Source organism: Haloimpatiens myeolchijeotgali (assembly GCF_042688525.2).
Taxonomy (GTDB): domain Bacteria; phylum Bacillota; class Clostridia; order Clostridiales; family Clostridiaceae; genus Haloimpatiens.
Genome location: NZ_JBHWAB010000001.1, coordinates 586,045 through 601,170, shown reverse-complemented (window position 1 = coordinate 601,170; position 15,126 = coordinate 586,045). Strand labels below are relative to the sequence as shown.

General features: G+C 26.6%; 11 protein-coding genes, 2 pseudogenes and 1 other annotated feature. Of the genes and pseudogenes, 4 read left to right on the top strand and 9 right to left on the bottom strand.

Features of this window, described 5'->3' with window-relative positions; translation table 11 throughout:
• Window positions 1–227: 227 nt before the first annotated feature.
• Window positions 228–425, top strand: a binding site (T-box leader).
• A 54-nt stretch (window positions 426–479) separates the two neighbouring features.
• Window positions 480–2,921: a leucine--tRNA ligase gene (gene leuS / locus ACFIJ5_RS02970; protein ID WP_379803603.1), complete on the top strand. Its 2,442-nt coding sequence runs from the start codon at window positions 480–482 to the stop codon at window positions 2,919–2,921.
• 99 nt (window positions 2,922–3,020) lie between these two features.
• Here the strand turns inward: leuS and ACFIJ5_RS02965 are convergent, their stop codons facing one another.
• A complete protein-coding gene (locus tag ACFIJ5_RS02965; RefSeq protein WP_379803601.1) occupies window positions 3,021–3,809 on the bottom strand; it encodes a GTP pyrophosphokinase in 789 nt (262 codons plus the stop codon).
• Between the two features lie 258 nt (window positions 3,810–4,067).
• Between ACFIJ5_RS02965 and ACFIJ5_RS02960 the strand changes: the two genes are divergently transcribed.
• The 3 genes and pseudogenes from ACFIJ5_RS02960 to ACFIJ5_RS02950 all read left to right on the top strand — a co-directional run bounded on the left by ACFIJ5_RS02960 (window position 4,068) and on the right by ACFIJ5_RS02950 (window position 5,959).
• On the top strand, window positions 4,068–4,190 hold the full coding sequence (locus ACFIJ5_RS02960; protein ID WP_379803599.1) for a hypothetical protein: 123 nt from the start codon (window positions 4,068–4,070) through the stop codon (window positions 4,188–4,190).
• Window positions 4,191–4,255: 65 nt separating this feature from the next.
• Window positions 4,256–4,936, top strand: a pseudogene (locus ACFIJ5_RS02955) (DUF2225 domain-containing protein); the annotation flags it as partial.
• Window positions 4,937–5,059: 123 nt separating this feature from the next.
• Complete coding sequence (locus ACFIJ5_RS02950) at window positions 5,060–5,959, top strand: methyl-accepting chemotaxis protein (RefSeq protein ID WP_379803596.1); 900 nt, start codon at window positions 5,060–5,062, stop codon at window positions 5,957–5,959.
• 32 nt (window positions 5,960–5,991) lie between these two features.
• Here the strand turns inward: ACFIJ5_RS02950 and ACFIJ5_RS02945 are convergent, their stop codons facing one another.
• From ACFIJ5_RS02945 to ACFIJ5_RS02910, 8 genes and pseudogenes are all read right to left on the bottom strand, one after another.
• Window positions 5,992–6,684 carry a metallophosphoesterase gene (locus tag ACFIJ5_RS02945; RefSeq protein ID WP_379803594.1) on the bottom strand — a complete coding sequence of 231 codons (693 nt, stop codon included), beginning with the start codon at window positions 6,682–6,684 and terminating at the stop codon, window positions 5,992–5,994.
• 24 nt (window positions 6,685–6,708) lie between these two features.
• Complete coding sequence (locus tag ACFIJ5_RS02940) at window positions 6,709–6,972, bottom strand: EscU/YscU/HrcU family type III secretion system export apparatus switch protein (protein WP_379803592.1); 264 nt, start codon at window positions 6,970–6,972, stop codon at window positions 6,709–6,711.
• A gap of 25 nt (window positions 6,973–6,997) precedes the next feature.
• Complete coding sequence (locus ACFIJ5_RS02935; protein ID WP_379803590.1) at window positions 6,998–8,698, bottom strand: hypothetical protein; 1,701 nt, start codon at window positions 8,696–8,698, stop codon at window positions 6,998–7,000.
• A gap of 191 nt (window positions 8,699–8,889) precedes the next feature.
• Window positions 8,890–10,106, bottom strand: a pseudogene (gene tyrS / locus ACFIJ5_RS02930) (tyrosine--tRNA ligase).
• A 244-nt stretch (window positions 10,107–10,350) separates the two neighbouring features.
• Window positions 10,351–10,761, bottom strand: coding sequence for a hypothetical protein (locus ACFIJ5_RS02925; RefSeq protein ID WP_379803588.1), 411 nt, complete (start codon window positions 10,759–10,761; stop codon window positions 10,351–10,353).
• A gap of 75 nt (window positions 10,762–10,836) precedes the next feature.
• Entirely contained in the window at window positions 10,837–11,991 is a 1,155-nt protein-coding gene (locus ACFIJ5_RS02920) for an AlbA family DNA-binding domain-containing protein (protein WP_379803585.1), read from the bottom strand.
• A gap of 113 nt (window positions 11,992–12,104) precedes the next feature.
• A complete protein-coding gene (locus ACFIJ5_RS02915; RefSeq protein ID WP_379803583.1) occupies window positions 12,105–13,181 on the bottom strand; it encodes a sensor domain-containing diguanylate cyclase in 1,077 nt (358 codons plus the stop codon).
• Between the two features lie 232 nt (window positions 13,182–13,413).
• Window positions 13,414–15,003: a peptide chain release factor 3 gene (locus ACFIJ5_RS02910; RefSeq protein WP_379803581.1), complete on the bottom strand. Its 1,590-nt coding sequence runs from the start codon at window positions 15,001–15,003 to the stop codon at window positions 13,414–13,416.
• Window positions 15,004–15,126: the final 123 nt, after the last annotated feature.

Sequence of the window (15,126 nt, the reverse complement as noted above, 5' to 3'; positions counted from 1 at the left end):
AATACTCAAAATACTTAGTATTATTAGCTATGCAGGTAATATTTTTAATTTATGACTACGTACTAACTATTTTTATATCTTATTTTAATAATCGATTTAAAAATAAAGGCATATATAACTAACTCAACTTTCAGAGTAAAAAATAAGATATTTCTCTTGACAAGTATATATTTTAAGTTATAATTATTTATTAACCGTACTATTTTAGTAAATTTAAAATTATATATTATAAATCTTTGAAAAGGAGTAGTAATATTATACACATTTTAAGAGAACTGTTGGATGGTGCAAAACAGTAATGTTATAATATGAACTTGCCTTGGAGCTTACCTGTTAAAAACAGGTACGGTAATAACCGTTATATTTCAAGTGAGGCTTAATGCCTAACAAGAGTGGTACCGCGGAATTTATCTTTCGTCTCTTAACGAGATGAAGGATTTTTTTATTTTATATATCATTTTAATAAGGGAGGTAAAAAAATGAGCAATTACGGAACAAAAATAGATGAAAAATGGCAAAAGAGATGGGAAGAAACTGGCCTTTATAATTTTAATGAAAACAGTGATAAACCTAAATTATATACACTAGAAATGTTCTCTTATCCTTCTGGAAGTAAACTTCATGCAGGTCACTGGTTTAACTATGGTCCTGTTGATTCATGGGCAAGAATAAAAAGAATGCAAGGATATAATGTATTTCAACCAATGGGTTTTGATGCCTTTGGACTTCCTGCAGAAAACTATGCAATAAAAACAGGAATTCACCCAAAAGATTCTACTGAAAAAAATATTAAAACTATGGAAAAACAATTAAAAGCTATGGGAGCAATGTTTAACTGGGATCATGAAGTTATAACTTGTCTTCCTGATTATTACAAATGGACTCAATGGGTTTTCTTAAAATTATATGAAAAAGGGTTAGCTTATAGAAAAAAAGCTCCTGTAAACTGGTGTCCTAGTTGTAATACTGTTTTAGCTAATGAACAAGTTATTGATGGATGTTGCGAAAGATGTGACAGCGAAGTAATAAAAAAAGACTTAACTCAATGGTTCTTTAAAATTACAGATTATGCTGAAGAACTTCTAGATAAACTTGATGAATTAGATTGGCCTGAAAAAACTAAATCTATGCAAAAACATTGGATTGGAAAATCAACTGGAGCAGAAGTAAATTTTAAAGTTGAAAATTCTAATTTATCTTTTGATGTATTTACAACAAGAGTAGATACATTATTTGGAGTTACTTATGTTGTGTTAGCCCCTGAAAACAAACTTGTAGATAAAATAGTTACTGAAGAGTACAAATCTGAAGTAGAAAAGTATAGAGAAACTTCTAATAAATGCTCTGAAATAGAACGTCAATCTATAACAAGAGAAAAAACAGGAGTATTTACTGGTGCTTATGCTATAAATCCTGTAAACGGCAAAAAAGTTCCTGTTTGGGTTGGTGATTATGTTCTTAACTCATATGGTACAGGTGCTGTTATGGCTGTACCTGCTCATGATGAAAGAGACTTTGCTTTTGCAACTAAATATAATCTACAAATAATAAAAGTAATTGAAGGCGGCGATGGTACTTTACCTTATACTGAATACGGAACATTAGTTAATAGTGATGAATTCGATGGATTAAAAACAAAAGAAGCTAAAACAGCTATAGTTGAAAAACTTGAAAGCATTAAATGTGGTTCTGGAAAAATAAACTACAGACTTCGTGACTGGCTTGTATCAAGACAAAGATACTGGGGTGCACCAATACCTATAGTTTACTGTGAAAAATGTGGAACTGTTACTGTTCCCGAAGATCAACTTCCTGTAGACCTTCCTTATGATGTTGAATTTGCACCAGATGGTAAATCACCACTTGCTAAATGTGAAGACTTTATAAATACTACATGTCCAATATGTGGAGGTCCAGCAAAACGTGAAGCAGATACTCTAGATACTTTTGTATGCTCTTCATGGTATTATTTAAGATATGCAGACAACAATAATAAAAACAAAGCATTTGATACTGATATAGTAAATAAAATGCTTCCAGTAGATATGTATGTTGGGGGTCCTGAACATGCATGTATGCATCTTCTATATGCAAGATTTATATCAAAAGCACTTAGAGATATGGGATATGTTAACTTCGATGAACCATTTAAATCATTAAGACATCAAGGATTAATTCTTGGACCTGATGGACAAAAAATGAGTAAATCTAAGGGTAATACAATTTCACCAGATGAATATATTGAAGAATATGGTTCTGATGTATTTAGAATGTACTTGATGTTCGGATTTGCTTACTCTGAAGGTGGGGCTTGGAGTGACGATGGAATAAAAGCAGTTTCTAAATTTATTGAAAGAATTGAAAGAACTCTTGAAACATCTAGAACTAGAATTAATAATTCCTCTGAAACTAAAACTTCAATAGACAAAGCTGAAAAAGAATTAAATTATGCAACACATTATGCTATTAAACATATATCAACTGATGCAGACAAATTCCAATTTAATACATCTATTGCTAGACTTATGGAACTTAATACTGCTTTATCAAAATACCTTAATGAGAAAACAATTAATGATAAATTTTTAAATGAAATAATTAAAGACTTTATTAAATTGATTGCACCATTTGCACCTCATTTTGCAGAAGAAGAATGGTCACTAATAGGCATGGATTATTCTATATTTGATCAAACTTGGCCTAAATTTGATGAAAAAGCATTAATTAAAGATGAAGTTGAAATAGCAGTACAAATAAATGGAAAAATAAAATCTAAAATTAATATAGCATCTAATTTAGATCAAGATGGTATTAAAGAAGCTGCATTAAGTGATGATAAAATTAAAAAATCACTTGAAGGCAAAGATGTGAAAAAAGTCATCGTTGTAAAAGGAAGACTTGTTAACATCGTTGCAAGATAAAACAGCATATATTATATCATTTTCCGTAGCGATTGTTTTCCACTGCAAAAATTGAATTATATGCTAAAAAAACAGATGATTACAACTCATCTGCTTTTTTTATTTATACATATTTATTGTTCTTTCTGTTAAATTTAAAAGCTCATTTAATTCATATATTTCGCCTTTTTCAATTAACTTATCTAATTGTTTTCTAAAACTATTAGCTTCATTTATTTTTCCTATAGCAGTTAATGCTAATATGTTATTCATTACATCTGAAACAATACTAGATTTAACTTCGAAAAGCTTTTGAGCATCCTTTATTTCTTCTTTAATTAATGACATTTCTTCATCCAATTTAAATGCTGCATCTGCTGCACTTTTAAGTTTTTCTTTTATATTCTGTGGTATATCATGTTTATATTTATAATTTAACGAATGTTCAATAGTAGCCCAAAAATTCATAGCTAAAGTCCTTATTTGCAATTCAGCTAAAATAACTTTCTGTCCTTCTGCCATGTTAACAAAATATTTTATAATTACATGATGACTTCTGTATCCACTTTTCTTAACATTTGTAACATAATCTTTTTCATATATAATTTGCATGTCTTTTCTTTGTCTTATAAGCTCAACAACTTTTTCTATATCATCTACAAATTGACACATTATTCTTATTCCAGATATATCTTCTATCTCATATCCTATTCTTTCTAGAGGAATATTAAATTTATTAGCTTTTTCTAGTATACTAGATATTTCCTTTACTCTCCCTGTTACAAATTCGATAGGAGAATATTCATTTTTCTTTCGATACTCTCTTCTTATACTTCTTAATTTTACTTTTAATTCTTCTACTGCCTGATGATAAGGTATTAAAAATTCATTCCATACTATAACAGCCATATCACATATTCATCCTTTTCTATGATTTGTATTTCATAATATAAATAAACAAAATTTTATAAATTGACAAAACAATAATAAATAACCTTCATAAAAACATATATTATTCGATAATATAACTATGAATAATGTTAATAGTATTATTGATATTATAATACTATTAATATTATTTATCAATTGGATTATATGAAAATATTATATAATTAATAAATATGTGTTATAATTATTTTATAAATTTTAACAAATTGAGGTGAATACGTGGATAACAAAATATTCTCTGGACTAGAAAAATTTGGTTTTAATAATATAAATAACATAAATTTATATGATGATATAACAGATAAAGAAACCTCAAAAAGGAAGAAAAAAATCCAGTCTTAAAATTATTATATGATAAAGAAGTAACTTGCCCAGTATGTAATACCACTTTTAAAGTAAAAGCAGTTAAAACTTCTGCATATAAAATGGATTCTAAAGATAGTGATTTTTTTATTAGATATGTATTGATAAATCCTTATTTCTATGATGTATGGCTTTGCAATAACTGTGGTTATGCATCTATGAAATCTGATTTTTATAAAACTAAAGGTTCTAAAATACAATTAGTAAAACAGCATATCACCCCTAAGTGGCACTCTAGAACTTATCCTGATGTCTATACTATTAATATAGCAATAGAACGTTACAAATTATCTTTATTAAATTTTTACATCACACAAGCAAAATCAAGTAAAAAAGCTATGAATTGTTTAAAACTAGCTTGGATGTACAGACTTAAAGAAGATACTAAAAATGAGATACTTTTTTTAGCAGAAGCTTTAAAGGGTTTTGATGATGCATTTTATAAAGAATCTTTTCCTATTTACGGTATGGAAAGATATACTATAATGTACTTAATAGGAGAATTAAATAGAAGAACAGGAAATAATGAAGAAGCATTATTATGGTTTAGTAAAGTAATAACTAAACCTGGAGTAAGAAGTAAAATAAAAGAATTGGCTAGAGATCAAAGAGATATTATTAAAATGAAAGAAATTAAAGAGAATAAACAAAAAGAAAACAAACAAAAAGAAAGTAACTCTAATGATGATAAAAAAAGAAATTTTTTTCATAAATTTTTTAAATAAAATATTGTACTAAGGGGGAAATTTTATGTTTGGCTTCACAAAAAAAGTAATAATAACAATACTACTAGCAGCAACTTAACAAATGAAAATTTTGATAATAATGTCACAATATCAAAAGAAGCCTTGAAAAAGTCTCATAATGACTTTAATAATTCTGTATCTAAAATAAATACGTCTTCTAATGAACTATTATCAAGTTCTTCAGAAATCAGCTGTTCTATTTCAGAACTATCTTCACATAATGATACACAGTCAAAAGATATAAATGTGGCTTTAGGAATGTTAAAGAATTTTAATAATGATATGGAAACTTTAGCTTATCAAATTAATGATGTACATACTAAAGTCTTAGATACAAAATCAGTTGCAGATAATGGTTTAGGAAATTTAAATTCTTTAGATTCATCTTCTGATGATCTTAAAAGTGCTTTTAAAAGTTCTTCTTCAATAGTAAATGATTTAGTATCAAAAATCGAATCTGTAAATGTTATAACTGACTCTATAAGTCAAATAGCAAGTCAAACAAATCTTTTGGCTCTTAATGCTGCAATAGAAGCTGCAAGAGCTGGAGAAGCTGGAAAAGGATTTTCAGTAGTTGCTGATGAAGTACGAAAATTAGCAGAAAATTCTAAAGAGGCTGTAGAAAATATAACAAAAATATTAGAAGAAATTAAAGTTGATATATTGAATACGTCTTCTGCTGTTTCGAGTGGTCAAAACGCTTTAAATTTACAAACTGAAACTATTAGTAATACAAAGAATTCATTTTTAAAAATGCATTCTTCTATAGACGAAACATTAGATGAAATAAATAATAGCGTATCTACGTTAACATCTTCTTATGATAAAAAGAATTCATTAATTACAAATATGGAATCATTGACAGCTTCTGCACAAGAAACCCAAGCATTATCTCAAGAAATTGTTTCATCAGTAGAAAATCAAAATATTACTATAAACAATATAAATGAAAATGTACAAGATTTAGCATCCTTTGGCGATAATATAAAAAAGCATATATAAATAATAAGTTGAGAACTTAAGTTCTCAACTTATTATTTATCTAAAATTTTTATTGGATCAAAATTTAAATAGTCTGCTGAAGTAACTATATATTTTATACCATCTATATTGCCTTCAAACAATCTTTTTAGTGATGGACCATGTAAATGTCCATATATAACTTTTTCTACCTTATATTCTTTAAAAATTTTAATCATTTCCGTTTCCTCAAATTTTTCATTTGTAGGAGGATAATGAATCATCACAATTATCTTTTTAAAATTATCTTTTACAGCACTTTCTAGCGAAAGTCTCAATCGTATTAGTTCTCTATTATATACCTTTTTATCATGTTGTGAAGAATTTTCACTTGTAGGAATTATCCAACCCCGAGTTCCACAAATTGCATATTCTTTATAAGAAAAATAATTATTTTGTATAAAATCCATATCATCATAAAGATTATTTAATTTTTTTATTCCTGTCCACCAATAATCATGATTACCTTTAACAAAAACTTTTCTACCTGGTAAATTATGAATCCATTCTAATTCTTTCATACTTTCTTCCATTTTTATAGCCCAAGATACATCTCCTGCTATCAAAACTGTATCATTTTCATTTATTTTTTCTTTCCAGTTAGTTCTTATTTTTTCATCATGTTTACTCCACTTCTCTCCAAAGATATCCATTGGTTTATCTCCACTTAATGCTAAATGTAAATCTGACAAAGCATATAACGCCATATTTAGTAACTCCTTTTATTTCGATTATTCCTTTATAGATGAATCTATGTCCATTACATAAGCTATTACTTTAGCAACTGTATCATATAACTCATATGGAATGTCATCACCTACATTAACATTTGTCAATAAATTTGCCAATTCCTCATTATATACTACAGGTACATTACTTTCATTGGCTTTTTCTAATATCCTATCTGCAATTTCTCCCATTCCAGCTGCAGTAACAACAGGTACATCATATCCCATTTCATATTTTAAGGCTGCTGCTTTTTTTCTTTTATTCATGCTAATTTCTCCATTCAAAAATATTTTACACTCTAATATTGATTTTACTTAACTCATTATCTTGAAAAAATTCTCTGCAATTTGACAAGTTAAATTCTTCCTCTTTCTTATCTACCTTTACATAAATATTATAATTACTATCTTCTAACATTTCCACTAATTTAGACTTGTTTGTTTCAATCAAGTTCATCCAATTTTCTGCACATTTTATATCTATATCCATAATATTATTATTAACTTTTATATAAGCATCTATAACTCCCATATTTACAGTTTTTACAGATGTAGCTATTTTTACATGCTTAGAATCAATTTTTTTCCCTTTTTTACGATCATCTTTTACTATCAATTTACATTGATACTCATATTTATCAACATCCACAGGTAAATCCATATAATAATACTGATTAGATACTGAATTAAAAACTTTAAAATCATTCATATGTTTTTGTAATAGCTTCACAACCTCATTATAATTTTGCGATTGTCCTTTATTTGTATCCCCTAATAAATTTTTTATTATTTCTTTTAGTTCATGTGTTTTTAATGACATTTGATCTTTTACCATATCTTGTGAATGTTTTAATTTTACATCTTTGCCTTCTATTATTGCTTTCATAGAATCTTTTTTTAATGTAACTTCTTTTTCTACACTATTTTTTTCATTTTTACTATTTATTGAATCTTCATTTTCTTTTTTTGTATTAACATCATTTTTATTTACCTCTTTGTTTTGAGATAACTCCGACTCTTTGTTCAATATATCTTTATTAACTAATTGTGCTTCATCTTGTTTACTTACATCATTAATTTCATTTTTTGATAATATATCTCTTTGTATATTTTCTAATTTATTATTTGATTTAACATTAGCATTGTTATTTTCAATTTCTTTATCTATAACATTTTTGTTTTGGTGATTCTCACTTGTGTTATAGTTATTATCTTTATTTAATATATTATCTTTATTTAATATATTATCTTTATCTAACATATCATTCGATATTGTTTTATCCATATCATTTATATTATTACTCAGTTCTTTTATTTCATTATATACAACAGAATCTTCTTTAAATACTCTAACAAAACTTTTTATATTATTCTCTGTTAATTCTATGTTATTTTCATGCAAAAATAATATATCATCTACTTTTAACTTAGCAAGCTCATTGAAAAATCCTTTTAGTACCTTTGATATATTTTGTCCCTCTGTTGAATTTTGATCTATACCTTTACTATTTAGATATTTTGAAATAAATTTATCTTGACCCTCTTGTGTTTCTACTTTATTTTTTAAATCTATACTAGTTTTCATTTTAACTATATTTTCTTTTGTCAATGGTATATCGTGTTTTATCATTTTATCTAAAATAGCATAATCTTCTTTTGAAACATTAATATTTTCACTTTTTAAAAGATCTTCTATATTTATATCACTTTCTTGCACATCAACACTATTATTTACAAGTTTTATCTTTAGTTTTCCATCTTTAAATCCCTCAATTTCAAACTTCACTAATCCATCTGGTAAAAATTCTAAAGGTGCTTCTAATTCCGCAGGAAATTGCCATCCATCTAAAAGTTTAAGCAATACCTCACTATTATTTTCATTCACTCTTAAAATTCTAGCCAAAATTTTTTGTCCTACCTCAAAAGTCAACTTTCCATAATGTTTTTTTGTATTTATATTATATAACGAATTAATATTATGTATTCCTGCCATAATGTCCCCCCTTTTTACAATTAACAATTTTTTTGAAAAGCTCAAAATATATCATCTTAAACTTTCTATAACTTCAGAAAGATACTATTCATTGTTATTTAATATAATTATCGTATATTATATATACTATCTAAATACTTACATAAAATTAGCATGCAAAATACTTAAATATTTTGCATGCTAATCATTAACTATTCAATTTCTATTTTATAATATTTCTTTTTACCTCTTCTTACTAAAGCAATTCCATCTTCAAAAATCTCTCTTCTAATTTTGAACTTACGTCTTCTATTTTTTCATCATTTATTCTTATTCCACCTTGTTTTATTAATCTTCTACCTTCTGATTTTGATGGAACTATTTTACCTTCTGCTAAAATATCTAATAATGATGAGTCAATTTTCTCTCTTGAAATTTTTACAGTAGGAACATTATCTAATTTGTTTCCACCACCAAATAAAGCTTCAGCAGCTTCTTGAGCCTTTCTTGCCTCTTTTTCTCCATGAACAAGTTTTGTAACTTCATAAGCTAAAACTTTTTTAGCTTCATTTATTTGAGCATCTTTAAATGCTGAAAGTCTTCTTACCTCATCCATAGGTAAAAATGTTAAAAGAGATAAACATTTTTCAACATCAGCATCATTTACATTTCTCCAGTATTGATAAAAATCATATGGAGATGTTTTTTCTGGATCAAGCCATAAAGCTCCTTTGGCTGTTTTTCCCATCTTTTTACCTTCACTATTAGTTAAAAGTGTACATGTCATAGCATATGCTTGTTTTGATTCTTTTCTTCTAATTAGATCAATACCTGCTAACATATTTGACCATTGATCATCTCCGCCTAATTGCATAGTACATCCATATTTTCTATTAAGCTCTAAAAAATCATATCCTTGCATTAACATATAATTAAATTCTAAAAAAGATAATCCTTTTTCTAATCTTTGCTTAAAACACTCTGCAGTTAACATTTTATTAACTGAAAAACATGAACCTACTTCTCTTAAAAATTCTATATAGTTTAAATTTGTAAGCCAATCAGCGTTATTAACTAAAATAGCTTTATCTTCACTAAAATCAATAAATCTTGAAAGTTGTTTCTTTATGCTCTCTACATTATGATTAATTTGTTCATTTGTAAGCATCTTTCTCATATCAGTCCTACCGGAAGGATCACCTACCATGGCAGTACCTCCACCTACTAATGCTACAGGTCTATGTCCTGCCTTTTGCATATGTGACATGAACATCAATGCTATAAAATGTCCTACATGCAAACTATCTGCTGTTGGATCAAATCCTATGTAAAAAGTTACTTTTTCCTTTGATAGTAATTCTTTTATTTCATCATGAGTTGTTTGTTTTATATAACCACGTTCTACTAGTGCATCATATACATTAGTCATGTGAGTACCTCCTTAGTGTAAAATTTAAAAATAAAATCCCCTTTTTAGGGGGAAATCTTTCACTCTCACTACAAATAATTAAACATCATGTAAACTAAACCATGTATTTTTTATTATATCATCTTAAATATTTTTTAACAACTCAGAATAATAATATTTGACCCCCAGACAAAATATTTTATCTGGAGGTCAACTCTTATTTATATCATAGCCACTTAAATAACTTTATTTTCAAACTAATACTTTATGCAATGTATTTTTTTACAAACTCTGGTACGTTTCTTTTATTTGTACTTACATTAACATAAAAATCAACATCATACTTCTTTGATAATTTTTCTAAATTATAAAACAAATGCGCAGCATTCTGAAGACTTTCCTTGGCAATGTTAACAAGCCCGTCTATAAAGACTGTGTCAATGTCATAATCTTCAGATAAAACTCCGCATAAAAAACCATAGAAACTATTATAATTTTGTATTTCAAATTCGCAGGTAGAAATAAACCTAATTTTATTCCTTAATTGTAAACATACTCTGGAGTCGTCATCAATATATACTAAATTTCCTTTATTATTAACAGCTTTTTCATTAGCTAATCTTATTAAATCTTTTGTTTTCCCTGAACCCTTTTCACCACAAAAAACATATATCACATTAATCAACCCCTTACCTTATTATTTAGGTATCATTTACCTTAATTATATAATATTCAGAATATTTTTGCAATATTAGTGTTTCTTTATTATTTTATTAATCCCAGGGTATATTACTTTAAAAATGTTTTGTGATGTAGAGTTTACAAAAATAACCTTACCGTATTTTTTAAAAGCTTTCTTCATTTTTTTAAATCCTTTTCCAGTATTACTAAATCTTTTTTTATCATCTAATGCCATTAATTTCTCATATATCCACATGTTTCTCTTTATATAATTATGATAATTTATATCCTTACCCTTAACTAAAATACCAGGACTTGAAATGATAATACTACTATGATTAATAACTATTTCTATTTCTTTACAACATATTGTATAATCTCTATATACAACCGCATTTTTTATTCCTTCACAAATAGCATCAATAGGATATTGTTTTGGAAGAATTTCATAAAGTTTTTTTTCACTCTCATCTATCATAGAGAGTAAATCCCCTTTAACTACTGTTATTTTATCATAATTTTTATTTACTTTATTTATTATTCGAATTATATTTTGAGGAACAAACAAATTATTTCTATTTGAAAAAACAAGTATCCCTCCTAATGTACAACTATATTCATTTGTTTCTCTATCCTTATTTATTATAGATGCATTTTCCATCAACATTAATCTGTTATCATCATTGACCTCTATGCCCTGTGAAAAAAAATATTTATCTACTATTTCCTTATTTAAACAATTTTCAGCACTTTTAATTACTGAACAAAGTTCAGCACTTAATGCCATACTATTCTGAAAATCAGAAATAAGTTCTTGTTTTCTCATAGTATCTGTAGTAGAACCTCTTCTTATATAAAACGCACCTGTTTCTCTAAATTGATAAGGTTTTTGAAGTGAATCATATATGTTAATAACTGCTAATATTTTTTCATAAATATTAATAAACTCTACTGATATAGGTATAGGCGGTTCACATCTAGAACTAACTATTTGTTGTACTCTTTCCTCTTCTATTTCCTTTGGATCAATTCCAATTATATTTTTCGTTTTGTCTTCTACTCCTATTATTAAATATCCTCTACCACCCTTTGAGTTAGCAATGGCACACACATCTTTTGCTAATTCTTTTTTTCCACCTTCAGAATATAAGTCAATATATTGTTTAAAATCTAATTTTGTACCTTCTTCTCTTTTTATTAGATTTTTCAACTTTTTCACATCCATAATCCCCAACTCCATATCACTCTATAATACTATAATATACGTCAAAATTTTAAATGATATTATAAATATTTAAAACTTTATTTTTAAAATGATTTGTTCGATGATTATTTTTGTTATGCACTAACAATCTTATTTTTTCCAGTTTGTTTAGCCTTATATAACATCTTATCTGCTACACCTATTAATTTTTCTAAATTGGTTCCATTATAAGGGCAATAACTTATTCCAAAACTTGCAGTTACTTTTTGAGAATATCCATTATATTTAATTGGGTTACAACTTATTTGATGTCTTATATCATTCAATTTATCACATACACATGACTTACTTTTATAATTATCTATATATACTAACAATTCTTCTCCACCATATCTTGCAACAATATTGTTTTCACCTATATTATTTGTTATTATATCTACAATTTTTATTAATACTTTATCTCCAAATAAATGTCCATAAGTATCATTTATTTTTTTAAAATCATCTATATCTATCATTACTATTGCAAAGCTATCACCTTGTCTTATATTACAAATCTTTTCATTAACTACCTCATAAAAGTATCTTCTATTATATATACCTAATAAAGAATCTTTTAATGAACTTTCCCTTACCTTCTGATATAATAAATTATTTTCTAAAGCTATTGCAATTTGATTTGAAATACTAGAAATAAATTTTATCTGATCAAAATCAAAAAAATTATAGAGCTCATGTTCCATAAGAATAAATCCTCTATTTTTCATATAAATATTTATAGGGACACCTATGATTGAATGTATATTTTTAAAAATTTCGTCTTTACAATTCATAATAAAATACCCTTTATCATAGTATTTATTTATCTTATTATTCCTCTCTTCATTATCTTTCACATTTGATGCTTTTAATACTAACTTATCATCTTCACTTAAATAAATAGAAGAATATGTAACTCCAATTACACCAATAATCATATCATTAATCATTGATATGAAGTCATTATTACTTATATTAGAATTTATATATCTACCTACTTCTAATACATTAGAAATTACATCTAATCTTTTTTCTAGTTCTTCTTTTTTATTAGTTAAAACTTTTATGGTATTTTCAGCAAGTCGTTGATAAGATTGGAATTCTTGCAATACTTTTTTATGATTTGAATTTATTTGATTATATTTTTCTAATATTTTACTATAATCTTCCATAATCCCTTTCCTTACTTTACTTATATTTATATATAACATATTAAAACAGAAATTATATATTATTAAGTTTAAGAATTTATATTATTCCTCATATCATTTTAATTTGAATTGTATATTTTTTATAAAAATTCTTTAATTAATAATAAATTATACCACAACCTAAATTTTATTTAAATGAAAAAACCCAATCATCAAAAATAATAATTGATGACTGGCTTTTAATGACAATTACTTATTGCTTTGAAATATCTGATAAAACCAAACCTTTATTATGTTCTAAAGCCCAACTAATAGACCATTCACTTTGAAATAATAATAAACTTCTATCTTTTAAATCTTTAACTATTTTTGTATCACTAGTTAAACTTAAACTAGAATCTTCTCCTGGACATTCTTCTATCCATCTTATGTTTTTGTATGGGAGTCTTTCTAATTTAATATCTACATTATATTCATTTTTTAATCTATATTCCAACACTTCAAATTGAAGTACTCCTACTACACCTACTATTAACTCTTCAATACCTATATTTAATTCTTTAAAAACCTGTATAGCACCTTCTTGTGAAATTTGAGTAATACCCTTTATGAATTGTTTTCTTTTCATTGTATCTACTGTTCTTACTCTAGCAAAATGTTCAGGTGCAAACGTTGGTATTCCTTCAAATTCAAATTTATTAGAACATTCACATAAAGTATCACCAATTCTAAAAATTCCTGGATCAAATACTCCTATTATATCTCCAGCATATGCTTCTTGAACAATTTCTCTCTCTTGAGCTAAAAATTGCTGTGGTTGAGCTAATCTTATTTTATTTCCACCTTGTACATGGAAAACTTCCATTCCTTTAGTAAATTTACCAGAGCAAATTCTCATAAAAGCAATTCTATCTCTATGAGCTTTATTCATATTAGCTTGTATTTTAAAAACAAATGCTGAGAATTTATCATCAAAAACATCAACCTTACCTTCATTTGATTGTCTGGCTAAAGGTACTGTTGTAGTTTTCAAGAAGTTTTCTAAAAATGGTTCAACACCAAAATTAGTTAAAGCACTTCCAAAAAACAATGGTGTCAATTCTCCTTTTTTAACTTTATCTAAATCAAATTCTTCACCAGCCATATCTAAAAGCTCTATTTCCTCAAGTAACTTTTCATATAAATCTTCACCAATAACTTCCTTTGCCCTATCATCATTTACATCTATTTTTGTAACCTCTACTTCACTTTGTCCGTGATTACCACCCTTGAATATTTCAATAATCTTTTTTTCTCTGTCATATATTCCTTTAAAATGCATTCCACATCCTATAGGCCAATTCATCGGATAAGATTTTATTCCAAGTTCATTTTCTATATCTTCCATAAGTTCAAATGGGTCTTTAGTTTCTCTATCCATTTTATTTATAAATGTAAAAATAGGAATTTCTCTAATACTACACACATGAAATAATTTTCTTGTTTGTGCTTCCACACCCTTAGCTCCATCTATAACCATTACTGCATTATCCGCTGCCATTAATGTTCTATATGTATCTTCACTAAAGTCTTGGTGTCCTGGAGTATCTAATATGTTTATACAATATCCATCATAATTAAATTGCATTACAGAAGATGTTACTGAAATTCCTCTTTTCTTCTCTATTTCCATCCAGTCAGATACTGCATGTTTAGAGGTTTTTCTAGCCTTAACAGATCCTGCCATTCTTATTGCTCCACCGTATAAAAGTAACTTTTCTGTTAACGTAGTCTTACCTGCATCTGGGTGAGATATTATAGCAAAAGTTCTTCTTCTTTCAATTTGTTTCTTAAAATCAGACACTACTCTCTCCTCTTTCTTTATATTTAAATTTTATTTTCTTCATATTATATAACCACTTTATTCTATTCTAAAGTTTTTCACTCTAAAAAAGTCAACTAATAAAAGTATACCATTTAAAAAGGT